The sequence below is a fragment of the Paenibacillus sp. FA6 genome (assembly GCF_051550225.1).
GTDB lineage: Bacteria > Bacillota > Bacilli > Paenibacillales > Paenibacillaceae > Paenibacillus_AQ.
In genome coordinates this window covers 3,038,476-3,065,116 of record NZ_CP188820.1, presented here as the reverse complement: position 1 = coordinate 3,065,116, position 26,641 = coordinate 3,038,476, and the positions used below count along the sequence as shown (strand labels likewise).

Annotated in this window: 27 protein-coding genes and 1 other annotated feature; of the genes, 24 read left to right on the top strand and 3 right to left on the bottom strand. The window is 41.9% G+C overall.

Annotated features, from left to right (window positions below; genetic code table 11):
• Positions 1-38: 38 nt before the first annotated feature.
• From ACP8HI_RS14400 to ACP8HI_RS14355, 10 genes are all read left to right on the top strand, one after another.
• The gene (locus ACP8HI_RS14400; RefSeq protein ID WP_438346924.1) at positions 39-566 is read left to right on the top strand and encodes a YqeG family HAD IIIA-type phosphatase; all 528 of its coding nucleotides are present in this window, start codon (positions 39-41) and stop codon (positions 564-566) included.
• Positions 563-1,690, top strand: a complete 1,128-nt coding sequence (gene yqeH / locus ACP8HI_RS14395; protein ID WP_438346923.1) for a ribosome biogenesis GTPase YqeH — start codon at positions 563-565, stop codon at positions 1,688-1,690. The genes ACP8HI_RS14400 and yqeH overlap by 4 nt, the downstream gene beginning before the upstream one ends.
• Before the next feature lie 55 nt (positions 1,691-1,745).
• Positions 1,746-2,612: a shikimate dehydrogenase gene (gene aroE / locus ACP8HI_RS14390; protein WP_438346922.1), complete on the top strand. Its 867-nt coding sequence runs from the start codon at positions 1,746-1,748 to the stop codon at positions 2,610-2,612.
• 42 nt (positions 2,613-2,654) lie between these two features.
• Positions 2,655-2,948, top strand: coding sequence for a ribosome assembly RNA-binding protein YhbY (gene yhbY / locus ACP8HI_RS14385; RefSeq protein WP_438346921.1), 294 nt, complete (start codon positions 2,655-2,657; stop codon positions 2,946-2,948).
• Positions 2,949-2,960: 12 nt separating this feature from the next.
• Complete coding sequence (locus ACP8HI_RS14380; protein WP_438346920.1) at positions 2,961-3,551, top strand: nicotinate-nucleotide adenylyltransferase; 591 nt, start codon at positions 2,961-2,963, stop codon at positions 3,549-3,551.
• Positions 3,535-4,113 (top strand): bis(5'-nucleosyl)-tetraphosphatase (symmetrical) YqeK, encoded by a 579-nt coding sequence (gene yqeK / locus ACP8HI_RS14375; RefSeq protein ID WP_438346919.1) that lies wholly within the window; start codon positions 3,535-3,537, stop codon positions 4,111-4,113. Before ACP8HI_RS14380 ends, yqeK begins: the two co-directional genes overlap by 17 nt.
• A complete protein-coding gene (gene rsfS, locus ACP8HI_RS14370; RefSeq protein ID WP_438346918.1) occupies positions 4,110-4,466 on the top strand; it encodes a ribosome silencing factor in 357 nt (118 codons plus the stop codon). Before yqeK ends, rsfS begins: the two co-directional genes overlap by 4 nt.
• The gene (locus tag ACP8HI_RS14365) at positions 4,463-5,371 is read left to right on the top strand and encodes a CvfB family protein (RefSeq protein WP_438346917.1); all 909 of its coding nucleotides are present in this window, start codon (positions 4,463-4,465) and stop codon (positions 5,369-5,371) included. The genes rsfS and ACP8HI_RS14365 overlap by 4 nt, the downstream gene beginning before the upstream one ends.
• 45 nt (positions 5,372-5,416) lie before the next feature.
• On the top strand, positions 5,417-6,187 hold the full coding sequence (locus tag ACP8HI_RS14360; protein ID WP_438346916.1) for a class I SAM-dependent DNA methyltransferase: 771 nt from the start codon (positions 5,417-5,419) through the stop codon (positions 6,185-6,187).
• Positions 6,188-6,305: 118 nt separating this feature from the next.
• Positions 6,306-7,025: a 3-ketoacyl-ACP reductase gene (locus ACP8HI_RS14355; protein ID WP_438346915.1), complete on the top strand. Its 720-nt coding sequence runs from the start codon at positions 6,306-6,308 to the stop codon at positions 7,023-7,025.
• Positions 7,026-7,130: 105 nt separating this feature from the next.
• Here ACP8HI_RS14355 and ACP8HI_RS14350 read toward each other — a convergent pair whose 3' ends face one another.
• On the bottom strand, positions 7,131-7,289 hold the full coding sequence (locus ACP8HI_RS14350) for an asparagine synthase (RefSeq protein WP_438346914.1): 159 nt from the start codon (positions 7,287-7,289) through the stop codon (positions 7,131-7,133).
• A 157-nt stretch (positions 7,290-7,446) separates the two neighbouring features.
• Positions 7,447-7,717, top strand: a binding site (T-box leader).
• A gap of 91 nt (positions 7,718-7,808) precedes the next feature.
• On the opposite strand from ACP8HI_RS14350, the gene leuS reads away from it, so the two are divergent.
• Positions 7,809-10,250, top strand: coding sequence for a leucine--tRNA ligase (gene leuS / locus ACP8HI_RS14345; protein WP_438346913.1), 2,442 nt, complete (start codon positions 7,809-7,811; stop codon positions 10,248-10,250).
• On the opposite strand, the gene comER is transcribed toward leuS, so the two are convergent.
• Complete coding sequence (gene comER / locus ACP8HI_RS14340; protein WP_438346912.1) at positions 10,243-11,076, bottom strand: late competence protein ComER; 834 nt, start codon at positions 11,074-11,076, stop codon at positions 10,243-10,245. The two genes, leuS and comER, sit on opposite strands and share 8 nt — an antisense overlap.
• A 181-nt stretch (positions 11,077-11,257) precedes the next feature.
• Here comER and ACP8HI_RS14335 point away from each other — a divergent pair, with 181 nt between their 5' ends.
• The 6 genes from ACP8HI_RS14335 (at position 11,258) to holA (ending at position 18,327) form a co-directional block, all read left to right on the top strand.
• Entirely contained in the window at positions 11,258-11,812 is a 555-nt protein-coding gene (locus ACP8HI_RS14335) for a ComEA family DNA-binding protein (RefSeq protein ID WP_438346911.1), read from the top strand.
• A gap of 22 nt (positions 11,813-11,834) precedes the next feature.
• Complete coding sequence (locus ACP8HI_RS14330; protein ID WP_438346910.1) at positions 11,835-12,350, top strand: deoxycytidylate deaminase; 516 nt, start codon at positions 11,835-11,837, stop codon at positions 12,348-12,350.
• Positions 12,351-12,651: 301 nt separating this feature from the next.
• The gene (locus tag ACP8HI_RS14325; RefSeq protein WP_438351838.1) at positions 12,652-15,210 is read left to right on the top strand and encodes a DNA internalization-related competence protein ComEC/Rec2; all 2,559 of its coding nucleotides are present in this window, start codon (positions 12,652-12,654) and stop codon (positions 15,208-15,210) included.
• Positions 15,211-15,360: 150 nt separating this feature from the next.
• Positions 15,361-15,909, top strand: coding sequence for an RNA polymerase sigma factor (locus ACP8HI_RS14320; protein ID WP_438346909.1), 549 nt, complete (start codon positions 15,361-15,363; stop codon positions 15,907-15,909).
• Positions 15,906-17,126 (top strand): anti-sigma factor family protein, encoded by a 1,221-nt coding sequence (locus ACP8HI_RS14315; RefSeq protein ID WP_438346908.1) that lies wholly within the window; start codon positions 15,906-15,908, stop codon positions 17,124-17,126. Before ACP8HI_RS14320 ends, ACP8HI_RS14315 begins: the two co-directional genes overlap by 4 nt.
• Before the next feature lie 181 nt (positions 17,127-17,307).
• On the top strand, positions 17,308-18,327 hold the full coding sequence (holA, locus tag ACP8HI_RS14310; RefSeq protein WP_438346907.1) for a DNA polymerase III subunit delta: 1,020 nt from the start codon (positions 17,308-17,310) through the stop codon (positions 18,325-18,327).
• 81 nt (positions 18,328-18,408) lie between these two features.
• Here the strand turns inward: holA and rpsT are convergent, their stop codons facing one another.
• Positions 18,409-18,681: a 30S ribosomal protein S20 gene (rpsT, locus tag ACP8HI_RS14305; protein WP_438346906.1), complete on the bottom strand. Its 273-nt coding sequence runs from the start codon at positions 18,679-18,681 to the stop codon at positions 18,409-18,411.
• A gap of 159 nt (positions 18,682-18,840) precedes the next feature.
• Between rpsT and gpr the strand changes: the two genes are divergently transcribed.
• The 7 genes from gpr (at position 18,841) to hrcA (ending at position 26,631) form a co-directional block, all read left to right on the top strand.
• Positions 18,841-19,842: a GPR endopeptidase gene (gene gpr / locus ACP8HI_RS14300; RefSeq protein ID WP_438346905.1), complete on the top strand. Its 1,002-nt coding sequence runs from the start codon at positions 18,841-18,843 to the stop codon at positions 19,840-19,842.
• Between the two features lie 133 nt (positions 19,843-19,975).
• Positions 19,976-21,232 carry a stage II sporulation protein P gene (locus ACP8HI_RS14295; RefSeq protein ID WP_438346904.1) on the top strand — a complete coding sequence of 419 codons (1,257 nt, stop codon included), beginning with the start codon at positions 19,976-19,978 and terminating at the stop codon, positions 21,230-21,232.
• A gap of 42 nt (positions 21,233-21,274) precedes the next feature.
• Positions 21,275-21,706, top strand: a complete 432-nt coding sequence (locus ACP8HI_RS14290; RefSeq protein ID WP_438346903.1) for a hypothetical protein — start codon at positions 21,275-21,277, stop codon at positions 21,704-21,706.
• A 111-nt stretch (positions 21,707-21,817) separates the two neighbouring features.
• Positions 21,818-23,632 carry a translation elongation factor 4 gene (lepA, locus tag ACP8HI_RS14285; RefSeq protein WP_438346902.1) on the top strand — a complete coding sequence of 605 codons (1,815 nt, stop codon included), beginning with the start codon at positions 21,818-21,820 and terminating at the stop codon, positions 23,630-23,632.
• Positions 23,633-23,757: 125 nt separating this feature from the next.
• Positions 23,758-24,954, top strand: a complete 1,197-nt coding sequence (hemW, locus tag ACP8HI_RS14280) for a radical SAM family heme chaperone HemW (protein ID WP_438346901.1) — start codon at positions 23,758-23,760, stop codon at positions 24,952-24,954.
• Between the two features lie 74 nt (positions 24,955-25,028).
• Positions 25,029-25,490, top strand: coding sequence for an N-acetyltransferase (locus ACP8HI_RS14275; RefSeq protein WP_438346900.1), 462 nt, complete (start codon positions 25,029-25,031; stop codon positions 25,488-25,490).
• Between the two features lie 109 nt (positions 25,491-25,599).
• The gene (hrcA, locus tag ACP8HI_RS14270; RefSeq protein ID WP_438346899.1) at positions 25,600-26,631 is read left to right on the top strand and encodes a heat-inducible transcriptional repressor HrcA; all 1,032 of its coding nucleotides are present in this window, start codon (positions 25,600-25,602) and stop codon (positions 26,629-26,631) included.
• The last annotated feature ends 10 nt before the right edge of the window (positions 26,632-26,641 follow it).

The window sequence follows — 26,641 nt, the reverse complement described above, 5'->3', positions numbered from 1 at the left end:
ATGGTATAGTTTGTCGTATGAAACTGAGGTGACTGGACTTGTTTGAAATGCTGATGCCTAAATTAAGGGTGAATACAGTATTCGATATCGACTTGGAAGATCTATATGCAAAGGGGTACCGGGGGATTATTACGGATTTGGACAATACGCTTGTCGGTGCCAAAGCACCACTTGCCTATCCGGAATTAATCGCTTGGTTTGAACTGGTGAAAAAAACTGGATTTCAATTGATCATTGTTTCCAATAATCATCTGGCGCGAGTATCGGCTTTTGCTACGCCATTGGACATTCAATTTGTGCATGAAGCCCGTAAACCTTCGCTAAAGCCTTTTCAAAAGGGCATGAAGATGATGGGACTTTCGAATACAGAGACAATTATGGTAGGGGACCAAATGCTGACGGATGTGTTCGGAGGTAATCGGCTCGGACTGTTTACAGTATTAGTTCAACCCATCTCGGTTCAGGACGAAGGATGGACAACAAGAATCAATCGTAGAGTGGAGCGCGTTGCGCTTAAGCGACTTCGAAAAAAAGGATTATGGCTTGAGGAGGAACAACAAGAATGAAAGAAACTATTGGCGAGCAAGAAGCCATGAGATGCAGTGGTTGTGGTATTACGTTACAAACAGAACAAGTAGATCTACCGGGTTTTGTACCAACTAAGGCGCTAGAACAAGAACAAATTATTTGTCAGCGCTGTTTCCGTATTAAGAATTACAATGAATCATCTAGCGTTACGGTGGATCAAGATGAATTCTTGAAGCTGTTGAGCCAAATTGGCAATAAGAATGCACTCGTGATTCATATTGTTGATCTGTTCGATTTCCAAGGAAGTATGATCTCTGGATTACAGCGTTTTGTCGGGAATAATCCTGTCATTCTCGCTGTGAACAAGATTGACCTTCTTCCGAAAGTTACGAATTGGAACAGAATCAAGAACTGGGTACAGCAACAAAGTAAAGAGAATGGACTCAAAACGGAAGAAATCGTGCTATGTAGCGCTAAGAAGAATCAAGGATTTGACCGGTTGCTTGAGACCATTGCTACCTACCGTGGAGATCGGGATGTATATGTTGTAGGCGCGACGAACGTAGGTAAATCAACCTTGATTAATCGTCTTATTAGAGATTACAGCGATCTTGAACAAGAACTGACGACTTCCCGTTATCCAGGTACGACATTAGATATGGTTAATATACCGCTCGATGACGGTCAACATATTATTGATACACCTGGTATTGTTTACCCATGGCGCTTCAGTGAACTTGTGAGCCGAGAAGATCTCGGGGCGACGATGCCAGAGAATCCGCTTAAACCAATGGTGTATCAATTGAATGAGGGACAGACACTTTTCTTCGGGGCTTTGGCTCGCTTTGACTTCCTCCAAGGTGAACGTCAATCGTTTACTTGCTTCCTTAGCAATCAGACAGGTATCCACCGTACGAAGTTAGAGCGTGCAGATGAACTGTATGCGGAACATGCGGGAGAAATGCTATCTCCTCCTAACAAGGAGAATTTATCGAAGCTTCCGGAGTGGACGAGGCATGAGTTTAGCATTAAACGAGGTTCTCAAAGTGATATATTTATTTCAGGTCTAGGTTGGATCAAGATAAATAGTGACAAAGGTGCTGTAATAGCCATCCACGCACCGCGTGGTGTGAAAGTACTGACTAGACCTTCATTGATATAATGAATTGGCTATATGTCATAAGTTAATTTGAGCAGAGAGTGGGTGAAATAAGCAGATGTTATGGAGCGAATTATCTTCACAACCTAACAACTCTTTGCGCCTTGCGGTGATCGGAGATCCTATCGCTCACTCGAAATCTCCAGTGATGCATAATGCTGCATTGGCAGCGCTTGGCATAGTGGGTGAATACATCCCTCTTCATGTGAGTCGTCAAGATCTAGGTCAAGCCATCTCACGGATGAAAGAACTAGGCTTTCGTGGGATTAATGTGACCATTCCGCATAAAGTAGACGTGATGGCTTACGTGGATCGACTGGATGAATCAGCTGCAATGATTGGCGCTGTGAATACGATTGTGAACGAGAATGGTTATCTTACGGGTTATAATACGGATGGTATCGGATATGTTCGATCGTTAAAGGATGAGACGCATGTTAGTTTGCGTGGGAAATCAATTATGGTCTTAGGAGCGGGGGGTGCCGCACGTGGGATTGTTCACGCGTTGGCACAGGAAGAACCAAAAACCATCGTAATAGCCAATCGTACGGAGGATAAAGCAGTTCAACTGGCAGAGGAATGGAATTCTATGGGGAATATTTATGGTATTGCTATAGATAAATCAACCTCATTTCTGACAGGTATGGATATTGTGATTAATACAACTTCGATTGGCATGCATCCGCACATGGATCAATCGGCTATCGACCCTGAATGTATTCCAACTGGAATCATCGTCAGCGATTTGATATATAATCCGCTAACGACTGAATTGCTGAAGAGAAGCCATGAGAGAGGGTGCACCATACATGGTGGGCTTGGAATGTTTGTCAATCAGGGAGCGTATGCTCTTGAATACTGGACGGGCATGCCTGCACCGATTGATAAGATGAGACAGGCTGTTCTGCAAAGTCTTCAGAACTGATTGTTAAGTAAATAGTAGAAATAGAAGGAGTTTGAATATTACATGTTAAACGGAAAGCAAAAACGTTATCTACGTTCACTAGCGCATCATTTGGATCCTGTATTCCAGGTAGGTAAGAATGGAACGAATGATCATTTGATTCGGCATATCGTAGAAGCTATTGAGAAGAGAGAACTTATGAAAGTGACAGTTCTGAATACATGCCTTGAGGATCGTGCCGAAATTGGCGCGGAATTAGCTGAGAAGTCTGGCGCTGAATTGGTTCAGGTTATCGGAAAAGTGATCGTGCTTTATAAAGAATCGAAAGATAACAAAGAAATTCAACTGCCTAAATAGGGAGGATTCATCATGAAGATCGGTATCATGGGGGGGACCTTTGATCCACTTCATATCGGACACTTGCTTGCAGCGGAATCTGCAAGAGATTCTTATCAACTAGATGAGGTCTGGTTCATGCCAAGCCATATACCCCCTCATAAGGATAAGGCAGGGACAACGGGTGAACAACGGCTAGTGATGGTTGCTGAGGCAATAAAGGGTCATTCTTCTTTTCGGACTCTGGATATAGAGGTTAGAAGGGGAGGCATTTCCTACACTATTGATACGATAGAGGAGCTCAAGGCGACCTATACAGAGTTCGACTTCTATTTTATCATTGGGGCGGATATGGTTAACTACTTACCTCATTGGGATCGAATTGAGGATTTATCAAAGCTGATAACGTTTATTGGTGTGGGTCGTCCAGGATCTCCCTTAGATCTGAACGCATTGCCCTCCTATTTGCAGTCTAAGGTACTATTAGCTGATATGCCACTTGTAGATATTTCTTCTACTGACATCAGGGAGAAGGCGGAATCTGGGCATTCCATACGTTATATGGTGCCAGAACATGTGTATGATTATATTGTAAGGAGCGGGATTTATGGGATACAACCGTGATGAACTAATCGAAGTAGTATCTTCTCAAATGCCTGCTAAACGGTGGGAGCATACACAGGGTGTTATGGAGACAGCAGTGAAACTAGCTGAACAATATGGGGCAGATCCTGTGAAAGCTGATTTAGCTGCTATCCTACACGATGTAGCTAAATATTGGCCGATAGAGCAACTAAGAGGTATTCTTGTGGAACATCAGTTATCAAACGAATTATTATTATATAATAAGCAACTTTGGCATGCTGAAGTAGGTGCTTTTGTAGCAAGTCATGATTATGGAATACAGGATATGGAAGTGTTAGATGCCATCCGATATCATACATCCGGTCGTATTGGGATGACTTTGTTGGATAAAGTGGTATGCTTGGCTGATTATATCGAACCGGGAAGAGATTTCCCAGGGGTGAATAATATTAGAGAACTAGCCAAGGATAGTTTAGAAGTGGGCCTAATAGCTGGTCTAGATACTACGATTAGCTTACTAGTGTCACGTAGGCAGATTATATTTCCTTTAACCGTATTAGCACGTAATGATTTAATAAAGAAAATGGAGGCGAATTCATGAATCAGAAGTTTATTGAACCTAAGAAATTGTTGGATTTGGTCATATCAGGCGTTCAAGATAAAAAGGCTATGGATATTGTTGCACTAGATTTAAGAGGGATATCATTAGTTGCCGATTATTTTGTGGTTTGTCACGGTAATTCAGATGTACAAGTCCAGTCGATTGCTTCAGAAATTCGAAAATTAGCTATGGACGCGGGTAGTACAATTCGTGGTATCGAAGGAATGGATAGTGCGCGTTGGGTTCTCATGGATTTAGGAGATGTTATTGTTCATATCTTCCATCGGGATGAACGCGAATTCTACAACATCGAGAAACTATGGTCTGATGCTAAGGTCGTGGAGATCGTATGAGTTTAGTTGCGGGGACAGTTGTCTCGCTTGAAGTAGCTCGTGAAGTATCTCCTTACGGTTTCTTTTTACACGCTGATGATTTCGATGTGCTGCTCCATTACACGGAGATTACAAGAGAAATAAAACCCGGAGATATACTTGAAGTGTTTATTTTCTTCGATACGGAAGATCGATTAGCAGCGACGATGAAAAAGCCTCATTTGATATTAGGAGAACTAACTAAACTAGTTGTGGCGGATGTAAATCCACGGTTGGGATGCTTCCTCGAAATGGGGCTGGGTCGTCAATTGTTATTACCTATTCGTGAATTGCCAGAGATTAAAGAATTGCATCCACGGGTGGGTGATTCTGTATTTGTCACGATGGAGCATGATAAACAAGGTCGACTACTTGCCAAGCTTGCTGGAGAGTATGAACTTGATCCTCTGACCTTTGCTGCACCTTCTTCATCGCTTAACCAATGGGCGAGCGCAACGGTGTACAAACCACTTCAAATGGGTACATTCGTCGTTGTAGATGGCGGTGTGGTTGGATTCGGTATGATCGGTCTAATTCATTCTTCGGAGCGCACTCATATGCTTCGCCTTGGCGAAGAAGTGCAAGTACGTGTCAGCCATATCCGTGAGGATGGACGAGTTAATCTTTCGATGACTCCTTTGAAGGAAATTGGAAGAGATTTGGATGCCGAGACATTGTTGACTTTCCTCAAGGAGCGCCCTGGGGGAGGAATGCCTTATTCAGATGCTACACCTCCTGATATCATTAAAGAGAGATTTGGTATTAGTAAATCAGCATTCAAACGGGCTATAGGTAAGTTGTTAAAAGAAGGTCTAATCACGCAAAAGGAAAATTGGACATATCTAGTGAATCCGGAATCGAATACGAATGAGGATGAACCATCATAACTTTGTATTAGGATCATAGAACTCCAAGGAAAGTGTGGTGTCATTATGTCATCCTACCGGAAATTTGCATATGTCTACGATGAGTTAATGGAAGACATGCCATACCCTGACTGGATTCGTTTTGCGCGGACGGCTTGGGAGAAACATGGTATGCCTCATCGTATTGCTGAATTAGGTTGTGGAACGGGCAGTATTACGATACCGTTGGTGAATTCTGGATTTGAAGTCACGGGTATCGATATCTCATCGGATATGTTGTCAGTTGCCCGTGGCAAAATGGAAGGAACTCCACGAGGAAATCGTCTCTTTCGTGAAGGCAGTATACGTTGGGTGCAGCAGGATATGAGAGAGTGGGAGTTACCTGAACCGGTGGATTCTGTCATATCTTTTTGTGACTGCATCAACTATCTTGTTGAGGAATCGGATATTACCTCCTTATTCGCTCGTACTTACGAGGGGTTAAAACCAGGAGGAACATTCTTATTTGATGTGCATCATCCGAATACTATGAAACGCTACGATGAGGAGCAGCCGTTTGTGCTTGATGAACGTACTGTTTCTTATATCTGGACTTGCGATCTAGATGCGGAACGTTGTGAGATTGAACACCATTTACGAATCTTCGTGCGTGCTGAACAAGGCGGAGATCAGTATCGTCGTTTCGAGGAAATTCATGTTCAGCGTGCATATGATCCAGAATGGATGAGAGTTGAACTTGTCAAAGCAGGATTCCGTGATGTTTATATGTATGCAGATTTTGAATGGATCGAAGCAGAAGATGATGCGCAGAGACTTTTCTATGTAGCGGTTAAATAGGACCTATAAGGAACAGCCCTACTTTTAATAAGTGGGGCTGTTTATTTGGTTTCATAAATGGGCTATGTTAGACTGTAATCTCGAGCTTGGCTCGAAGAAATGTTAAGGAGTGAATGATATGGAATTGAAGAATAGGTCAGCTATTATTACAGGTGCAGGAAAAGGGATCGGTTTAGCCATAGCAACTTCGCTTGCTAAGGAAGGTGTCAATCTCGGTCTAATTGCAAGAACAAAGGCAGATTTAGAGGTGCTTCGCGATTCATTAACAGAAGCTTATGGTGTTAAAGTTAGCATTGCAACGGCTGATGTTTCTATAAAGAATGAAGTGGACAAAGCCGTAGAGATATTGAAGGAGCAACTGGGTTCAATTGATATTTTGGTTAATAATGCTGGTTTTGCTGAGTTCGGAACATTATTAGAAATGGATCCTGAAGTATGGGAAAGAATGATTCAGGTTAACTTAATGGGAACCTATTACGTGACGCGGGCTGTGCTTCCAGCAATGGTAGAGCAAAATAGTGGTAACATCATCAATATTGCGTCTACTGCTGGTGAGAAGGGGTTCGCAACGGGATCTGCTTACTGTGCTTCTAAGTTTGCGATGTTGGGGCTTACTGAATCTGTTCTGCAGGAAGTTCGTAAATTTAACATACGTGTTGTTGCCTTGACCCCAAGTACGGTGAATACGGATTTAGCTAAGAATGCCGGCTTGAAAGTAGGCGATGAAGACCATATGATGCAGCCAGAGGATGTGGCTGAATTAGCTATTGCAACATTGAAGCTTCCAGATCGTGTTTTTGTGAAAACAGCGGGTCTATGGACAACGAATCCACAGTAGAAAATGAATAAACAAGCCTTGGATCCTTTGATCCAAGGCTTGTTCTTGCTATTCTCCATTCGAACCCATAAGAGATGGTCTTATGTTTCGCCGTCTTTCCATTCCTCAACGATGTTCAACAAGGTCGATACTTCCCAGGATGATATGTGCTAGACCAAAGCCGAGTACACCATACGCAGCAAGCTTATACTTGCTTCCAAGCATTGCGGCACCTGATGCAGATACGACAGTTCCAAGAACGGCAGGAATCAATCCTTCTCGCATATGAACACTCCCTTAAGTAGTTTTGGAAAGACAAAGGTTAGTATTTGTTTATGTGACTTGATTTATACATGTACTATTGAAATTGAAAGTGTTCATACGAAGCACTTGTTGACTTAATATCCTTGGTTCTGTATAATTTGATTCATCAAAATGCATATTTTAAACGTTGATGAGGAGTACTAATTTCGAAATATCATCCAGAGAGCCGGCGGTTGCTGCAAGCCGGTTGATAAATTGAAGTGAACTTGCCTCGGAGTAATGATATGAATATGGAAGGCATTGTCGATCCGGTGACTAAGATCGTCGACTTTTCTATATCGTAAGTATCATCGTCTCACCCGCGTTAAGGGTTCAAAGTGAGTGGAAAACAAAGAATGTATTCCGCTAACTAGGGTGGTACCACGGGAATCAAACCTCTCGTCCCTAGCGATCAAACGCTAAGGATGTAGAGGTTTTTTTGATGGACAAATGAGTTAGATTTAGATCATGTACGCGATTATGAAAGGGGAATATCAAGCCATGAGTGAACAACAGCAACAAGGTCAAGGCTATCAACCATTAATTATTGAACCGAAATGGCAGCAATATTGGGATGAACATGAGACATTTAAAACGGGGGAAGATCCAACGAAACCGAAGTTTTACGCTTTGGATATGTTTCCTTATCCATCAGGTACGGGGCTTCATGTTGGGCATCCCGAGGGTTATACGGCAACAGATATTGTATCACGCTATAAACGGATGAAAGGTTATAATGTACTCCATCCTATGGGCTGGGACGCTTTCGGTCTACCTGCTGAGCAACATGCTTTAGACACAGGAGAACATCCAAGGGATATCACAGTTAAGAATATTAACAATTTCCGTCGTCAGATTAAATCTCTAGGCTTCTCATATGACTGGGATAGAGAGATTAGTACGACGGATCCGAAGTATTATAAATGGACACAATGGATATTTATCCAGTTATTTAATAAAGGACTAGCTTATGTAGCTGAAGTGCCTGTCAATTGGTGCCCAGCACTAGGTACGGTACTAGCGAATGAAGAAGTTATTGATGGGTTAAGTGAACGTGGAGGTCATCCTGTCGTTCGTAAACCGATGAGACAATGGATGCTCAAGATTACCGAGTATGCGGATCGCTTATTGGAAGATCTAGAGGAATTAGATTGGTCTGAAAGCATTAAAGATATGCAACGTAACTGGATCGGTAAATCTAAAGGGGCAGAAGTGAGATTTGATATTCAAGGTCACGATGCAAGCTTGGCGGTATTTACAACACGACCAGATACATTGTTCGGCGCAAGTTATTGTGTTCTAGCTCCTGAGCATGAATTGGTCGCCCTTATTACATTACCAGAGCAATTGGCTGCGGTTGAGACCTATAAAACTCAGGCTTCACACAAAAGTGATCTAGAACGGACGGATTTGGCTAAAGATAAATCAGGGGTTTTTACAGGGGCATATGCGGTTAATCCGGTGAATGGTGCAACGATGCCAATCTGGATCGCAGATTATGTTCTTGCAGGATATGGAACGGGAGCTATTATGGCAGTACCAGGGCATGATACGAGAGACTGGGAATTTGCTAAACAGTTCGGACTAGAAATTATAGAAGTGGTCAAAGGCGGGAATATCGAAGAAGAGGCATATAGCGGAGACGGAGAACATGTGAACTCTGAATTGCTTAATGGCTTACAGAATGAAGAGGCCATTGCGAAAATGATTGAATGGCTAGAAAAGAACGGCAAAGGCGAAGGTAAAATCACATATCGTCTGCGTGATTGGTTATTTAGCCGCCAAAGATATTGGGGAGAGCCTATTCCGATCCTTCATCTAGAAGACGGAACAATGAAGACCGTTCCGATCGATCAATTACCGCTAGTTCTACCAGATGTAGAACAAATTAAGCCGTCGGGAACGGGAGAATCACCACTAGCTAATGTGCTTGATTGGGTAGAGACAATTGATCCTGAGACAGGGATGAAGGCTAGACGTGAGACGAATACAATGCCTCAATGGGCAGGGAGTTGCTGGTATTATCTGCGCTTCATTGATCCTCACAACGATGAAGAGCTTTGCTCTAAGGAAAAGCAACAACAATGGCTTCCAGTAGATCTGTATATCGGTGGAGCAGAACATGCTGTGCTTCACTTGTTATACGCACGATTCTGGCATAAGGTCCTGTATGATCTTGGTATAGTTGATACGAAAGAACCATTCCATAAGCTCGTGAACCAAGGAATGATTCTAGGTACCAATAATGAGAAAATGAGTAAATCACGTGGGAACGTAGTTAATCCGGATGAAATAGTTGAAAGTCATGGTGCAGATACACTTCGAATATACGAAATGTTTATGGGGCCATTAGAAGCTACGAAGCCATGGAATATGAATGGCGTAGAAGGAAGCCACCGTTTCCTTGCTCGGGTATGGCGACTAATTATTAATGAAGAGGGCAACCTTCAAAGTAAAATTGTGGATGGCGAAGGCAGCGATGAATTTAAACGAGTATGGCATAAAAGCATCAAGAAGGTTACCGAAGATTTGGATAACCTACGTTTTAATACAGCGATTAGTCAATTGATGATCTTCGTTAATGAAGCTTACAAAACGGAACAATTGTCTCGTCAAGCTGTTGAGCAGTTTGTACAGCTTCTGTCCCCAATGGCACCGCACATCTCCGAAGAATTGTGGCAGCGCCTTGGGCATGTTGATAGTATCTCGCTTGTTGAATGGCCAACATTTGACGAAGCTTGGACGGTAGATTCTGAGGTTGAGATTGTTATACAAGTGAATGGAAAAATTGTACAGCGTGCGCTTGTTGCAAAGGATATGGACCAAGAGACGCTGCAAAAACATAGTCTGTCACTACCTAGTGTAGAGCAAGCTATAGCAGGAAAAACCATTCGTAAAGTGATTGCTGTTCCAGGGAAATTAGTTAATATTGTGGTCAGTTAATTTCAGGTCGACCGAACAATTTATCTAACTCCTTTACATCTTCATCATATTTATGATGGGTTGTAGTAATTAGCTGGTGAAATACACCATCTAGGTTGTGATTTAATTGCAGCAAAGCTTGTGCGGTAATTCCGCCAGGGACGGCTATCAGTTCTTGTAGCTGGAGTGGCGTTAACCCACCTTGGGTTAATAGCTTACCTGTTCCTAGTATCATCTCACTAGCAAGACAGGTGACTTCCTCACGGGAACTGCCTGTCATCTCTATGGCAGCATCGATCCATTTAGATAAGAAGAAGCTCATAAAAGCAGGGCCACAACTAGAAAAGTCTGAGTTAATGCGTGCCTGTGATTCTTTTATTTCCAACGGTTTGCTGAAGGAAGAGAGTAGATCATGCAGAAATTGCTTATCATTCTCTTCGATTCGGCTTCCATACATAACTAATGAAGCACCACTACCAACCTTATGAGTTACGCTTGGAATGACTTTGGCGATCTTACAACATAGACTATTCTCCAAATGTGCCAATTGCACGGGGCTAGTAATTGATATGATTAGTTGGTTAGGTCGAACGTCATCTTTAATTTCTTGAATTAATGAAGGGAATTGAAGAGGCTTAACACAAATGAATAGAACATCACTGCATCTTACAGTCTGAACATTGTTGCGACATACATTTAGACCTTCATGGCGCTCAGAGAGTGCAAGGGACTTCTTTATCGTACGGTTACTTATGAATAGTTGTTGAGGTTGTAGTGCTCCGAAATGAATGAAAGCATCTAATAAAGTGCTTCCCATACTGCCGGTTCCAATCATTCCTACCTTCATCAGAACATTTCCTCCTTTTATAGTTATCTGAATGACATAATCCTACTTCATAACATATGCGCTAGTACCTTTGCCTCATGACGAAATAACAGATCAGATCAAGTAATTTTATTTATCTTAAGATGATCCTGTCGAAATGTTGTGTTGTTATTCAAATCTAATGTGATAGGGGTGCAAAGTGATGAGACGTATACATAAGGGGATCTATGCTGTAGTTGCCCTATTAAGTAGCGGATATATTATATTATCTGGTGTGGGGGCTGGAGACGGAATTGAGGATTGGGAGCCGTTGAACTTGCAAATAGCGCAAGCATTAGGAGAGGATGAAGCGACCGAAACGTTGAAGCTGAAGACGCAGACAGGTTCAACCAATAAAGTCTCAACGGTTAGCTCGAACAAACAATCGATTGAAATAAAGAATGAGGGCATCGTTAACTCATCAACTAATGAGCCAATAGTCGGTATGGATAAGCAGGAGATCGTAGAAGTTGGTACTAATGAGCCAAGTCCACCTACAACGGTATCGTCTGAAGTTTCAAATAACAATAAAATAAACGTGAATACAGCTGGGTTGTCACAATTAAAGCAACTTCCAGGTATAGGAGAAAAAAAGGCTCAGGCGATATTGGATTATCGCAATGAAAAAGGTCCCTTTCAGAAAATATCTGATCTCGTTAATGTGAAAGGGATTGGGGCGAAAATGATGGAGAAAATAACTCCGAATGTAGAACTATAGATTTAAAGAGGAGGGAAATAGGGTGACAGATACACGTAAAGACTGGGACACGTACTTCATGGATATCGCTTATATGGTATCTACTCGTTCTCGTTGTGCTCGTCGACATGTAGGTGCTGTACTTGTTCAAGGGAAGAAACTACTAGGGACAGCATATAACGGAGCACCGATGGGTATGCCTGATTGTTCCGAGGCAGGTTGTATGATTGCAGAGGATGTATCCCTAGTCCATGTGGATGGGGAAGAGAAGATGATTAGAAAGCAACGTTGTATTCGGACCATCCATGCTGAACAGAACTTATTGCTCTTTACTGATCGTGTGGATCGAGAGGGAAGTACGGTTTATGTGACAGATGAACCATGTTGGACCTGCGCCAATATGTTGGCGAACAGTGGGGTCGTTGAAATTGTATTTCATCGTTCCTATCTCAAAGATACAGACAAGGTAACTTCTATGATGCATAGCAAGGGCATCGTTTTTCGCCAGTTACAATCCTTTGAACCCCCTGGAGAGACGATGACAAGTGTAACGAACTAAATATATGAGTTCATAATATTGGAGGAAGAATCTCCTTTGCGACGATAGCCGCAAAGGAGATTCTTTTTTATTTTTTAAAATATAAGAAAGTATAAGTTTCACTCGAATCAATTTCATAATCGCCGATGCAGCTAAATCGGGTTGCGTAATTATGAAATTGATTCTTGATACTCTATTACTTATATTTCGGCAGAGACGGATACCTTAAAGCGATACGAAGTATCGCTGACATCGGAAGCGTAAACTCCTTGAGAAAGGACGACATAGCCGTTTCTGCTTGTGGAGAAGGGATGTGATATGGATGCAGGGTAGACCCTTATTGTTATTTACTCTATGCTGGGTTGTTGGAAGTAGCACTGCCAGTCTTTATTCAGGACATAGATTAGGTTGGTTATGGGCAGGGATGACGGTATTACTTCTAGCCTCTAAAGTGCTTCTAAAAGTGAGGTGGGGAGTCGTTGTAATGGTATGGACGGCATTCACCCTATCAGGTGGATACTGGGAATGGCATGATCATTCTAACGTAACTTCATTACCATCTGCTGTGAACCAGGATATAACCGGACTTTCTCAGATGATGGTCGATGCAGAGGGGCTGATTGCAACGACAGTGGAAGTAGATGGGGACCGAGCAGATATGAACGTAAATTTATCTGAAATAAATTCATCAGTAGTATCGGAGACAGTGTTGATACAAGTGAAACTTCTAACGAAGGAGGAGCAGCAAGAGGCTGGGAAATGGCAGCGTGGGGATACCATTAAACTGAAAGGTTCTCTTGAAGTTCCTGCCGCTGCTCGTAATTATGATGGTTTCGACTATCGAAATTATTTACGTACGAAAGAAATACACTGGATCATGAAGGTAAAAGGATTACAAAACACAGAAGTTACGACACCGACATCATGGAGCATGATGTCGCTATTCCGTGTGAATGATGCGTTAAGAGAGAAGATGGCATCTAAGATTGATGAATTGTTCCACGAGCCTCATGCTGGATATATGAAAGGTCTGATCATCGGTATGCAAGATGATGTAGACCCAGAGACGTATGGTCAATTCTCTCAACTAGGTTTAACACATATATTGGCTGTATCAGGTACTCATGTGGCTGTATATGTAGCATGCTTAATGATCCTGTTATCGTTGTTCAGACTTTCTCGTGAAACGGTACTAACGATCGTTATTCTGCTAGTGCCCTGCTATGTTCTTCTAACAGGGTTCAGTCCCTCTGTTGTTCGTTCCGGTATTATGAGCATGATTACTCTTTATGCGGCAAGACGGGGATTATTGAAAGATGGACTTCATATTATTAGTGCTGCTGCTCTCATGATGTTGATATGGAATCCCTATTTATTATTAAATGTTAGTTTTCAACTTTCTTTTATCGTTACGTTAGGTCTAATCGTATATGTACCACTAACGATGTCACTGCTGGCAAGGCTACCGCGTAAATTTGCAGGTGCATTAGGAGTGACAGTCATCGCTCAGCTCACTTCTTTTCCACTGACTATATATTATTTTAACCAATTCTCATTACTATCTGTTGTTGCTAATCTACTGTTGGTTCCACTCATCTCTTTATTAGTTATGCCACTGGGTATGATTTCTTTAGCGATAGGCTCGATATGGGTACCAGGGGGAAGATGTGTCGCCTGGGTTGCAGAATGGCTCGATAACATAACCTTTACGGTAGTAGGATGGATGAATACGTATCCAGCGTTTATAACGATATGGTCATCACCCTCTATATTATGGATTTGTTGTTATTATATTTTATTGTATGTGCTACTTAGGTTAGGGAAGTTATGGGTGGAACACGCTCAACCACCTCCAATGTCTATTGATGATACAGTTCCTCTTGAAGATGTGCTTCATTCGCAGCAACGAAAGATAGAATCCCGATCGAACAAGCTTAGTTGGAAGCAGTTCATTGTTGCGCCACTATTGCTCTTATTTATAGTCTTATTGTATAAGGGGTACCAACCAGAGCCATTGAATGGGGCGGGTATAGTATCATTTCTGGATGTTGGTCAAGGGGATAGTATTCTTATTACAACACCTAAAGGGAAAAATATTCTTGTGGATGGTGGAGGGACGGTAAGTTTCAGGAAGCAGGAGGACTCTTGGAAGAACCGTAAAGTACCTTTTGAAGTAGGAGAAAAAGTGGTTGTGCCTTTGTTGAAAAAACGAGGTATTCATCATCTTGATGCTGTAGTGCTTAGCCATGGGGATCAGGATCATATAGGTGGGTTACAGGCTGTTTTGGATCATATTCCAGTGAAAGCTTTATTATTTAATGGTACACTTACACATACGGTTACAATGGAAAAGTTACTATCAACGGCTCTTGTAAAGGATATCCCAATTTATGCTGTTCATAATACGATGGTGATGCAACCTGATGAGTATACGGAGATGATATTCCTATCACCTGAAATGACACAAGATGAGCAAATGGAATTGCCTATAGTAAAGGACCAGAACCATTCATCTCTAGTATTTATACTCGATATGAATGGTGTACGCGTGTTATTAACAGGGGATATGGACATAGCAAATGAGATGAATATACTGAGAAATGAAGCAAATGTGGCAACTGTATTAGAGGGAGCCGATATTATTAAAATTGCCCATCACGGTAGTAAAACATCCACTTCTGAAGAGTGGCTTGCTCGCTGGAAAGCAACAGCTGCAGTTATATCTGCGGGATTCAATAACTCTTATGGTCATCCCAAACCTGAAGTGGTTGATCGGATCACTGAACAAGGAATGGGTATCTTTCGTACGGATCAGCAGGGAGAGATTCAAATGAGACTCTATCATCATGACAAAGTATGGGTCAGAAATAAATTAAAGTAGGTTGAAATTGGATTTTTATGTTTATTAGGGTTGTGCTCCGGACCGTACTCTTGTAAGATTCGCATAGAAGTCTTTTTATTATTAAAAAAAATGCAACAATTTGCTGGTCTTACACGTCAGTAAGATTACAGGGAGAGGGGGATATCCTTTGTGGTAGAGCTTGGACTCATTAGAGCCGCTCAATCGGGCGATCGCGACGCTCTAATTACCCTATTACGTGATATTGAACAACATGTGTATCGCACAGCCTATTATATCTTAAATAATGAACAAGATGCTTTGGATGCCGCTCAGGAGGCGTTGATCCGCATTTATACTCGAATTGATTCCTATGAAGAAAAGGCGAAATTTAAAACATGGGTACAACGGATTGTGACCAATATATGTATCGATAAGTTTAGGCGTACTAAGCCAACGGTATCCATAGATGAGCATGAATTTAATTTTGAAGATAAACAGGATGTCGAGCATATCGTTCTGTCCTCTTATGTGGCGGAAGACATTCGAGAGGCTATTAATCAACTTCCAGAACATCATAGAAATGTTATTGTACTGAGGTACTTACAGGAACTTTCATATAACGAAATTTCAGAATGTTTGGATCTTCCATTAAACACGGTGAAATCATACTTATTTAGGGCAAGACAACAACTACAGAGCATACTACAAGAGTATCAGAAAGGAGGTGTGTCAGGATGAGATGTACAGGGGTGGTAGAATCGATGCACCGATATTTGGATAACGACCTTAATGAAGATGAGGTGGCGGAAATGTTGGGACATATTGCTGGTTGTCAACAATGTGCAGAAGCCTTTCGTACGCTGAAGGCTCTAACCCATGAATTGGAGAGACTTCCGCTCGTCGTACCCAAATATAGTTTGGTGGATGCTATTATGCCTCAACTTGATGCATTGGATCGTGCACGCCTTGAGGAGGAAGATTCCGAAGAACTTCAACCCGCAGAGATGATTCCAGTAGCATATATCAATAAGCGGAAGAAACGATTCCCTACAACGGGGGTTACAAGAACTTTGATCGGGGTAGCGGCTGCCGTAGGTATATTAGGTGTAGCTATCTATAGTTATTCTCCACAACAGTTATCAGATGCACAGATTGAATATAAAGAACCCGTATCTACAAGTATGGAGTCAAACGTGGGTGCGGAAGATGAGGCTATGTCTATGAAGACTGGCGGGGCGGATAATAGTGCAACGAACGATTCAAGTACTGTAGAAGATAAGAATTTGTCTCCTGCTGAGGGTCTGAAGGATGAACTAGGCTCTCCATCGCTGGATTCTACCGAATTAGAACAAGAAACAATGGACTTATCACCTGTGAATTCAGATACAGGGAAACCAAGTGCGCCGTTAAAAAGTGATAAAGAAGTGGTACCTTCTGATTCACCTAAGTCGAATCAACAAGATCCGAGCTCAAATCCATCTTCGAATGCAGCGGATGAACCATCTATTGCAAGGATGGTTCAACCGGAGTCGCTGGATTCTTTGAAGAATGCTGTGGAAGATGAAATACCAGTGGATAAGCAAGCGAGTGAGCCTTTACAAGCATCAGTTGTAGATCCTGTTCCGAATAAGAAACGTATTATGGATGATATTACAGGATTCAGTTTCAGTAGCCATGTAGCTGCATCTCCTGAGACTGCTTCGGCTTCTAGCTCGTTAGATTCACCTGATGGGACAATGTCTGCCGTTCTCGAGAATCAGAAGTTGGTTATATATCGGTTACCTGCTGGAAATGTAAGTGATAAAAGCGTTATTCAAAGTATTGATCTAGTGGGACCTTGGGTAATGGGTGAGTGGTCATTAGACAGTACCGTGTTTACGTACAAAATAGAGCTCGACGGAAAAACGTCAGTCTACACTTATTCTAAGGTAGCCGAAGTTGTTAATACTCCATAATATGGATTTGGAATAGATGTGCCGGAGCGAAGGAGCCCTGAGTGAAGACTCGAGGTTCCTTTCTTATGGTTGGAAAGCCTTTTTTTTGATAGAATAAATAGAAGTGCGTGTTTAAAAGATGACTTATTGAACAACCTCTTAAAGGGATTATGTATAGAGGGGAAAGAGGGAGGGATTTACCATGGACATTAAGACAGCAACCAAAGCGATCAAACATGGAGATGCAGCTCCTGTATACTTACTTTATGGATCGGAGAAATATCAAATAAAAAAGTTCGGTTCCTTATTGGTAGATCAATTAATTCAAAAGGAAGACCGCGATTTCGCAATTGTGAACTATGATTTGGCAGAAACTCCAATACAGGTTGTTATTGAAGAAGCAGAGACATTACCTTTTATGGTGCCGCGTAAGCTAATATTTGTTCGAGACGCCTCTATTTTTACTGCTGGTAAAGAGGGCGGGAAAATAGAACATCGAATCGAAGCGCTATTGGAATATTTGAAGAATCCTGCTGAATATAGCATCCTTATATTTCTGGTGTATCATGATAAATTAGATGAACGGAAGAAGGTAGTCAAGGCGCTGAAGGCTGCAAGTGTTGTCCTCCCATTTGCTTCACTAGGGGGCAATGAACTACTGGAATGGATAGCTAAGGAGACGAAACAGAGAGGATGTTTATTAGCAGCGGGGGCGGCTGAAATCCTTGTTAGAAACGCGGGTACACAGCTTCAGAAGTTGTCATCCGAACTGGACAAACTCTGCATATATTCAGGCGAAGGTGGGACGATAGAGTGTGATACGGTGGAGCAGTTAGTTGCCCTTAGCACAGAGCAGAATGTCTTTTCCCTTGTTGAGAATATTGCTAATTTGAGGTTAGAACAAGCATTGAGTATCTTTTATGAACTATTGAAGCAACGGGAAGAGCCGATTAAGATTGCGTCACTAATCACAAGGCAGTTTCGAATGGTTCTACAGGTGAAGGAATTGACGGGGCAAAGTTATTCGCAAGCGCAAATTGCTTCGCAACTTGGGCTTCATCCTTATGCGGTTAAAATTGCAGGTGAACAAGCGAGAAAGTTCAAATTTGAAGATTTGAAACGAATATTAAGCAGACTTGCGGATCTAGATTACCACATGAAGACGGGACGAATAGATAAGGTGCTCGGTCTAGAACTATTCTTACTTCGAGTAGGTGACTAGGTACTACATAGCAATGATAAAAAGTCCTGATCAGCTACCCGCTGTTCAGGACTTTTGCATCTGTCGTATGAATAGCGCTTCTTATGCTTGAGCATTAAGGGCGTTAAGTTTTTTCGCCAAGCGTGATTTCTTACGAGCAGCTGCATTCTTGTGGATCAAGCCTTTAGTTACAGCTTTATCCAGCTTTTTGGAAGCCAATTGAATAGCAGCATTTGCACCTTCAACTTCATTATTTACCAGCGCGTTGTCAGCAGCTTTAACAGCTGTACGAAGAGCGGATTTTTGAGAAGCATTGAGCGCATGACGTTTGTCATTTGCTTTCACACGTTTAATAGCGGATTTAATATTTGGCATTGCATTCACCTCCTGAAAGACATTCGATAGATCGACATGATTCACAACTTAAAATATTTTAGCATGTGATACATTAAAAAGCAATACTTAAAAGGGCTTGCATAAACATCCTCCTCCTCTCACACACTATCATAGGAAGAAGAAGGAGGTGGAAATAGGATGACATTAGATTTGCAGAATTACAATGTTCGAACAGATCTTGCTTTAGATGCTAAGGAAATGGCAGAAAAAAGATACAGTGCCCCTATTTCAGGTGTAGATGAAGAAATCTCGGAGAATGATGGGATTAAAATTACTCGGCTAAATGTACTTAACGAAGAAGGATCGAAGATGATTGGTCGTGTGAAGGGTCATTACGTGACGATTGAAGTACCTGGACTTCGTGGTGGTGATACCGGATTGCAAGGGAGAGTAGCTGAAGCTTTTGCCCGAGAATTTGAAGACTTCCTAACGTTGATTGGCATACAAAAGACTAGTTCTGTCTTGGTGGTTGGTCTTGGAAACTGGAATGTTACTCCGGATTCCCTTGGACCGCTCGTCGTAGAGAATATATTAGTCACGCGTCATTATTTCGAATTGGTACCTGATCAGGTTGCACCAGGATACCGTCAACTGAGCGCGATTGCCCCAGGAGTACTCGGTGTAACGGGTATTGAATCAAGTGAAATTGTACAAGGTATTATAGATCGTACGAAGCCTGATCTGATTATTGCTGTGGATGCATTAGCATCCAGATCGCTTGAAAGGGTAAACACGACGATCCAAATTGCTGACATTGGCATCCATCCCGGATCCGGGATTGGTAATAAACGGCGTGGATTAACTAAGGAAGTGTTGGGGGTACCTTGTATAGCTATTGGAGTACCTACGGTTTGTTACGCATCTACTATCGTAAACAACGCCATCGATTTGATGAAGAAGCATCTGGATCGGGAAACAAATCATACGAAAGAGATTATGGGGATGTTAGATGATATGCCTGAAGGGGAACGTCTGGCCTTAGTTAAAGAAGTGCTGGAACCTCTCGGACATGATCTAATCGTGACGCCTAAGGAAATCGATGAGTTTATAGAAGACATGGCTAATATCGTTGCTACTGGATTAAATGCAGCTCTGCATGAAGCAGTTGATCCTACGAACGTTGGAGCTTATACACACTGATTCAAGTTGTTGTTCTATCCAATATAGGGAGAAGCTCCGAGTCTAGCGGAGCTTCTTTTTTATGTTTTTCGGTTCTAGTGAATCTCTCCAGTTCATAGATTTAAAGTATAAGAGAGTTCAGGAGGACATTAGAATGAAAAAAGAATGGTTTCAAATTTGGAATATACACAAATGGAGAGCTAAATGGCTGTCGATTCTAACAATGGGACGTACATTCATACTTTTGATGTTGAGTTCAATGATTTTTTTTATATTGCTAGGTCTTGGAGGTATGGCAGAGCAGAGGTTTAATTCATCTCCGGTGTCATCCATGAAGGGCTTCGCATCATCCCTTACAAGTGAACTTTTCATGGATATGTTGGGTATGGAAATGCCCCATTTAAATAAAGGTAAAGAATCATCCTCACTATCTGGCGAGAAAATGAGTACATTCGTGTTTCAATTGCTGACAAGTGTAAATCTTCGGGATCCTAAAAGTTTGCTGGCAAGAGAGTTGCCTGGTATGGATAGTAATAATCCTGTTCTACTCCGTAGTGCGACGGGAAATAAGAACATGGAAGCCCCGGAAGATTATCATCCTGATGCTACTAAAGCTGTGGCGAGTGCCAAATCACAAGAAGGCATCATCATTCCAGATCCAGTTACCAAGCCAAGTGAAATTGTGAAGCCGGAAGATCCGCTAGTTCCCACAAAGGCTCCCACTGTTGAGAACAGTGAGGTTCTAATCTATCATTCGCATCCTCGTGAAGCTTTTAATCCATTACTAGAAACAGTTAGTACTAATCCTAGTTCAGCGGTGCCTACCAAAAATGTGATGCAAATAGGTGAATTTATAGCTACGGAGCTTAAAGCTAAAGGAGTAGGTACAATACACCTTCAGAATGATTATCCAGCTTATATAAAAGAATATAATTGGAACTATTCTTATAAATATTCCCGGCAAGCTGTTAAAGAGGCCCTTGCACAAAATGATAAAATAACCTATTTACTCGATATCCATCGCGATTCTGCGCGGCATGAGAAGACGACAACCATAATCAAAGGTGTAAGTTATGCGCAAATGTATTTCATCATTGGACATGAGAATAAAAATTGGCGTCAAAACGAAGCTTATGCAAATTCTATTCATAAGAAACTGGAAGCTGCTTATCCTGGTATTTCTCGAGGGATTTGGGGGAAAACAGCAGAGCAGGGTAATGGTGAATATAATCAGTCACTATCTCCGAATAGCATTATCATTGAAATCGGAGGAATTGATAACACTAAAGAGGAACTGGAACGTACGTCCCGTATTTTGGCTGACATTATAGCGGATGTATATTTTGAAGATCAGAAGGCAAAGAAAGCAAGTACCGTGAAATCTGAAACAAGCGTAAAAAGCGGTGGTTAAAATAATATTCGTGAATCTTCGTAAATTAAGGAGGGATTGTACATGTCTCGTTTTAGTAAAAGGATGTGGGTCATTGGGATATGGGCTGGTTTAGGCGTTCTTGTGGGCATGCAGTTTGCGAATCCTAATCCAAGTGAGTCTACAACTCCCAAGCCAAGTATAGTGGCTAATACCAGCTCCACACAGGAGTTTACGTTGCCGGTGCCTCAGATTAATCCCAATCCGAGTGTGGCAGGTTCGTATACCATTACATTCCAGCCAGTTACGATTGATACACAGCCTAATGAGGCTTCTGTGCAAGGGGGAGCGACGGTTCCAGCCTATGCAGATAAAACACCTCAAGAAATATTGATACCCGATAGGTCAAAATCATCAGTGGATGTTTTGGCGGATAAGACAGCGACTCTATTACAAAAAGGATCTCAAGAGGGCATCCGTTTCGTAGTAACTCTGTTCAGTTCCATCACAGAATAAGTGTGATGCTTCAAAGGTAATCTTATTTTGTATTTGTCTGGGATTGCCCGTCTAATCTACAACTGTTATAATGAGGTGATTGAAACATCAGGCTGTTTGTGGGGGTAAGGAATGAAGGACGTATTTGAGAGACAAAAGAAAATTCGTAATTTTAGTATCATTGCCCATATTGACCATGGTAAATCTACCTTGGCTGACCGTATTCTAGAGTATACTGGCACACTATCTTCTCGTGAAATGCAGGAGCAAGTGCTGGATAAGATGGACCTTGAACGCGAGAGGGGAATTACGATTAAGCTGCAGGCCGTTAATTTATTATATCGCGCCGACGATGGTGAAGAATATATTCTGAACTTGATTGACACACCGGGGCACGTAGACTTTACGTATGAAGTATCTCGAAGCCTTGCAGCCTGTGAAGGCGCATTGCTGATCGTAGATGCTGCACAGGGAATTGAGGCTCAAACACTCGCGAATGTCTATTTAGCACTGGATAACAACTTGGAGATCTTACCCGTTATTAACAAGATTGATCTTCCTAACGCAGATCCAGAACGCGTAAGACAGGAAATTGAGGATGTTATTGGGTTGGACGCAAGCGAAGCTGTACTGGCTTCAGCGAAGGCAGGCATTGGTATCAAAGAAATCTTGGAGCAGATCGTAAAACAGGTTCCGTCTCCGTCGGGAGATCCAGAACAACCGTTGAAAGCTTTGATCTTTGACTCCCATTATGACGCATATAAGGGTGTTATCGTCTACATACGTGTAGTAGATGGTAGTATAAAAGCAGGGTCCAAGATTAAGATGATGGCAACTAACAAAACGTTTGAAGTCATTGAGGTTGGTGCCTTCATGCCTAGCATGACCATCGTGGATGAACTGAAAGTGGGAGATGTCGGCTTTATCGTTGCCGGGATTAAGCATGTAGGAGATACACGTGTTGGGGATACAGTAACTAGCATGAAGAATCCGACAGCAGAAGCGCTACCGGGTTATCGGACAATCAATCCAATGGTATATTGCGGTCTGTATCCAATTGAGACATCGGAATATGTCGATTTGCGGGAAGCACTAGAGAAGCTTCAGTTAAATGATGCATCTCTCAGCTTCGAGCCGGAGTCATCTAGTGCGCTTGGATTTGGATTCCGTTGTGGATTCTTAGGCTTACTTCATATGGAGATCATTCAGGAGCGGATTGAGCGTGAATTCGATATTCCACTCATCACGACTGCACCAAGTGTTATCTATCGGATCGCGATGACTAACGGGGACGTGATTCAGATTGACAACCCTTCTAATTATCCAGAGCTAAGTAAGATTGACCATGTGGAAGAACCTTATGTTAAGGCATCCATTATCGTACCGAATGACTATGTGGGTATGGTCATGGAACTGTGCCAGAACAAACGTGGAGAGTTCGTAAATATGGAGTACTTAGACGCAAATCGTGTAACGATCATTTATGAAGTTCCACTCTCGGAGATTGTCTATGATTTCTTTGATAAGTTGAAGTCCGGTACGAAGGGTTATGCATCTTTCGACTATGAAATATCTGGATACCGTAGATCTAATCTTGTCAAAATGGATATCATGCTGAACAATGAGCAAGTGGATGCCCTTTCATTCATCGTTCACCGGGATCGCTCGTTCAATCGTGGACGCATTATTTGTGAGAAATTGCGTGAGATTATTCCTCGTCAAATGTTCGAGGTACCTATTCAAGCTACGGTGGGTACGAAAGTAGTAGCTCGGGAAACAGTAAGAGCTTTGCGCAAAAACGTATTAGCTAAATGTTATGGTGGCGATATTTCACGGAAACGGAAGCTGCTTGAGAAGCAGAAAGAAGGTAAGAAGCGTATGAAGCAGGTCGGAAGCGTTGAAGTTCCGCAGGAAGCATTTATGGCGGTATTGAAAGTCGACGACTGATAAGCTGAAGTATGTTATGTATATAGAGTGAATCTATTCACAGGGGGGCCGCTGCGGCTCCCCTTTTCTAACCAATTAGTAGTGAATCAATATTACAATACAAAACTTTTTAGGGGGATATTATTATGGCGGAACTTCAGCATCACAAGCAAAATGTTCATCTGGGAAGCCGTAAACCTCAAGCGATTTATTTGCATATTCCTTTTTGCACAAACAAGTGTTTTTACTGTGACTTTAATTCATATGTATTGAAGGATCAGCCTGTGATGGATTATTTGGTTGGCTTAGATCGAGAAATGGAATTGACAGTTGCGCAAACTCCACCGGGACAAATTAAAAGTATTTTTGTTGGCGGAGGAACACCAACTGTTCTGAAACCCGATGAAATGAAATATTTCTTAAACTCAGTACGTACCCATTTCCCAGACTGGTCAGATGATATTGAATTCTCGATGGAGGCCAATCCTGGGACGACAGATCTGGAGAAATTGACAGTGATGAGAGAAGGCGGTGTAAACCGTGTTAGCTTCGGTGTTCAAGCATTTCAGAATGAGTTACTCTCAGGCATTGGACGGATTCATAATACAGATGATGTCTATCACAGCTTAGAGAATGCCCGTAAAGCGGGATTTGATAACATGTCCATTGACCTTATGTTTGGGCTTCCCAATCAGACATTGGAGATGCTTTCGGAGAGTGTGACGAAGGCGTTGGAGCTTAATCTAAACCACTACTCCATATACAGCTTGAAAGTAGAGGAAAATACGCTTTTCCATACGATGTATCAGAAAAATCAGTTACCATTGCCTCATGAAGATGATGAACTTCAAATGTATCTTTTATTGATGGATCGGATGAAGCAAGCAGGGTATGATCAATATGAAATTAGTAATTTTGCCAAGCCTGGGTTTGAAAGCAGACATAATATGACGTACTGGCTAAATGAGGATTATTACGGTCTTGGTGCAGGTGCGCATGGATATATAGGTCGAAATCGTCACGTAAACATAAAAGGAGTCAATCCCTATGTTGAGGCTGTGAAACAAGGGCTCCCACGTCTAGATAGCTTTCTTATATCGAAAGAAGAAGCCATGGAGGACTTTCTAATGGTTGGATTACGAGTGCTCAAGGGTGTATCCAAAGCCCATTTCGAAGATCAGTTCGAAGAGCAGATGGATGTCGTGTTCGCCAAGCAACTTGAGAAGATGGTGAATACGGGTCTTCTTGAAATTACCAATGAGGGTTATCGACTAAGTGACAAGGGAATATTGTTCGGGAATGATGTATTTGGTGAATTTGTAGGATCGCTTGTGGAAAATTAACATCTTGAACTTTTATGCGTGCTGTTGTATATTTATTCATATTATTATGCAGCGTGTGTAAGGAGGAGAGCGGGATGTCGGTGATATGCAGGAAAGCAGTTCCTGAAGATATAGAATATCTAACTGTGATGATACAGGGATATGCTGAAAAGGGAATTATGCTTCCACGTTCACGTAAGGTATTGGAACAACAATTGGATCAATTTATTGTGGCAGAGCTGGATGGTCAGACCGTTGGTTGTGGATCGTTATTCCAACTAGGCGATGATTTAGTGGAGATACGTTCATTAGGTATTGGGGAAGAGTATAAAGGTCGAGGAATTGGGTCCAAGCTAGTAACTGCGCTAATAGAAGAAGCTAGACAAAGGAAGATTCCCAAAGTGATGGCCTTAACATATGAAGTATCCTTTTTTATTAAGAATGGATTTGATGTCGTAGACAAAGAAATCTTTCCTGAAAAGGTGTGGACTGACTGCGTCTTTTGTAGTAAACAGCTTTGCTGTGATGAGATAGCTGTACTAAAGATACTGAACTGACTTGACAACAAATAGGTCAGTTTGGTATTTTTATATTAGTAGTTAGCACTCAATGGTTGTGAGTGCTAACGATATCTTTTAAAAAAATTGCTGCGAGGAGGGGAAAGAGTTGTTAACTGAACGTCAAAGAATGATATTGAATGTTATTGTTGACGATTATATTCGTTCTGCCGAACCTGTCGGTTCTCGCAGCATTTCCAAGAGAGCTGATGTTGGGTATAGCCCGGCTACAATTCGTAATGAAATGGCTGATCTGGAGGAATTGGGATTTCTTGAACAACCTCATACTTCTGCCGGAAGGATACCTTCCAACAAAGGTTATCGCTATTATGTAGACCATATGGCTCCTTGGATTGCGATTGACCCTGTTGAGCGCAATAAGATCAGATCCTTTTACGCTGAGAAGTTAAATGCGATGGAACAGGTCATTCAGCACTCGGCTACAATTCTTTCTCATATGACAAATTATACATCGATCCTGCTAGGTCCAGAGGTCTTTCATACGTCGCTACGTCATTTCCAACTACTTCCACTCAATGAGACAACTGCGGTCGCTATCATCGTGACAAGCACAGGACAAGTAGAGAATAAGACGGTAGTCATCCCTCCAGGCGTCTCTGTTTCAGAGATGGAAAAAGTGGTGAATTTGCTTAATAGTAAGCTCGTTAACGTTCCACTATTCAAATTAAAATCTCGTTTATACTCTGAACTTGCAGAGGAATTGGAGAGATACACAACACACTATGAGGAATTGCTTATTGTTCTGGATTCTATATTGGATCGTGAGGGTGAACACCAAGTATACCTTAGTGGTACGACGAATATGCTTACGCAACCCGAATTTAAAGATGTCGATAAAGTGAAGGGTATTCTAGATCTACTTGAAGAAACGCCTACCTTAATGAAGATGATGGATCCTAGTTCTAGTGGGAGTGGGATTCAGGTAAGGATCGGTACAGAGAATGATCATAAGGCATTCGCTGATTGTAGCTTGATTACAGCTACATATTCATTAGAAGGAGAGTCTTTAGGAACCATTGGAATATTAGGACCCACAAGGATGGAGTATGCCAGAGTCATGAGCATCATGGGGGTTATTTCAAAAGATTTGACAACGCTATTGTCACATTGGTACAAATAGGGAGTGGAAT

Coding starts and splice junctions, on each gene's coding strand:
- gpr (WP_438346905.1), top strand. CDS start 18,841: ATGACATTAGATTTGCAGAATTACAATGTTCGAACAGATCTTGCTTTA.
- ACP8HI_RS14350 (WP_438346914.1), bottom strand. CDS start 7,289: ATGCGAGAAGGATTGATTCCTGCCGTTCTTGGAACTGTCGTATCTGCA.
- comER (WP_438346912.1), bottom strand. CDS start 11,076: ATGAAGGTAGGAATGATTGGAACCGGCAGTATGGGAAGCACTTTATTA.
- hemW (WP_438346901.1), top strand. CDS start 23,758: ATGGCGGAACTTCAGCATCACAAGCAAAATGTTCATCTGGGAAGCCGT.
- holA (WP_438346907.1), top strand. CDS start 17,308: ATGGACATTAAGACAGCAACCAAAGCGATCAAACATGGAGATGCAGCT.
- ACP8HI_RS14315 (WP_438346908.1), top strand. CDS start 15,906: ATGAGATGTACAGGGGTGGTAGAATCGATGCACCGATATTTGGATAAC.
- yqeK (WP_438346919.1), top strand. CDS start 3,535: ATGGGATACAACCGTGATGAACTAATCGAAGTAGTATCTTCTCAAATG.
- ACP8HI_RS14295 (WP_438346904.1), top strand. CDS start 19,976: ATGAAAAAAGAATGGTTTCAAATTTGGAATATACACAAATGGAGAGCT.
- yhbY (WP_438346921.1), top strand. CDS start 2,655: ATGTTAAACGGAAAGCAAAAACGTTATCTACGTTCACTAGCGCATCAT.
- leuS (WP_438346913.1), top strand. CDS start 7,809: ATGAGTGAACAACAGCAACAAGGTCAAGGCTATCAACCATTAATTATT.
- ACP8HI_RS14275 (WP_438346900.1), top strand. CDS start 25,029: ATGTCGGTGATATGCAGGAAAGCAGTTCCTGAAGATATAGAATATCTA.
- ACP8HI_RS14335 (WP_438346911.1), top strand. CDS start 11,258: ATGAGACGTATACATAAGGGGATCTATGCTGTAGTTGCCCTATTAAGT.
- yqeH (WP_438346923.1), top strand. CDS start 563: ATGAAAGAAACTATTGGCGAGCAAGAAGCCATGAGATGCAGTGGTTGT.
- lepA (WP_438346902.1), top strand. CDS start 21,818: ATGAAGGACGTATTTGAGAGACAAAAGAAAATTCGTAATTTTAGTATC.
- ACP8HI_RS14360 (WP_438346916.1), top strand. CDS start 5,417: ATGTCATCCTACCGGAAATTTGCATATGTCTACGATGAGTTAATGGAA.
- ACP8HI_RS14380 (WP_438346920.1), top strand. CDS start 2,961: ATGAAGATCGGTATCATGGGGGGGACCTTTGATCCACTTCATATCGGA.
- ACP8HI_RS14290 (WP_438346903.1), top strand. CDS start 21,275: ATGTCTCGTTTTAGTAAAAGGATGTGGGTCATTGGGATATGGGCTGGT.
- rpsT (WP_438346906.1), bottom strand. CDS start 18,681: ATGCCAAATATTAAATCCGCTATTAAACGTGTGAAAGCAAATGACAAA.
- aroE (WP_438346922.1), top strand. CDS start 1,746: ATGTTATGGAGCGAATTATCTTCACAACCTAACAACTCTTTGCGCCTT.
- rsfS (WP_438346918.1), top strand. CDS start 4,110: ATGAATCAGAAGTTTATTGAACCTAAGAAATTGTTGGATTTGGTCATA.
- ACP8HI_RS14355 (WP_438346915.1), top strand. CDS start 6,306: ATGGAATTGAAGAATAGGTCAGCTATTATTACAGGTGCAGGAAAAGGG.
- ACP8HI_RS14325 (WP_438351838.1), top strand. CDS start 12,652: ATGCAGGGTAGACCCTTATTGTTATTTACTCTATGCTGGGTTGTTGGA.
- ACP8HI_RS14365 (WP_438346917.1), top strand. CDS start 4,463: ATGAGTTTAGTTGCGGGGACAGTTGTCTCGCTTGAAGTAGCTCGTGAA.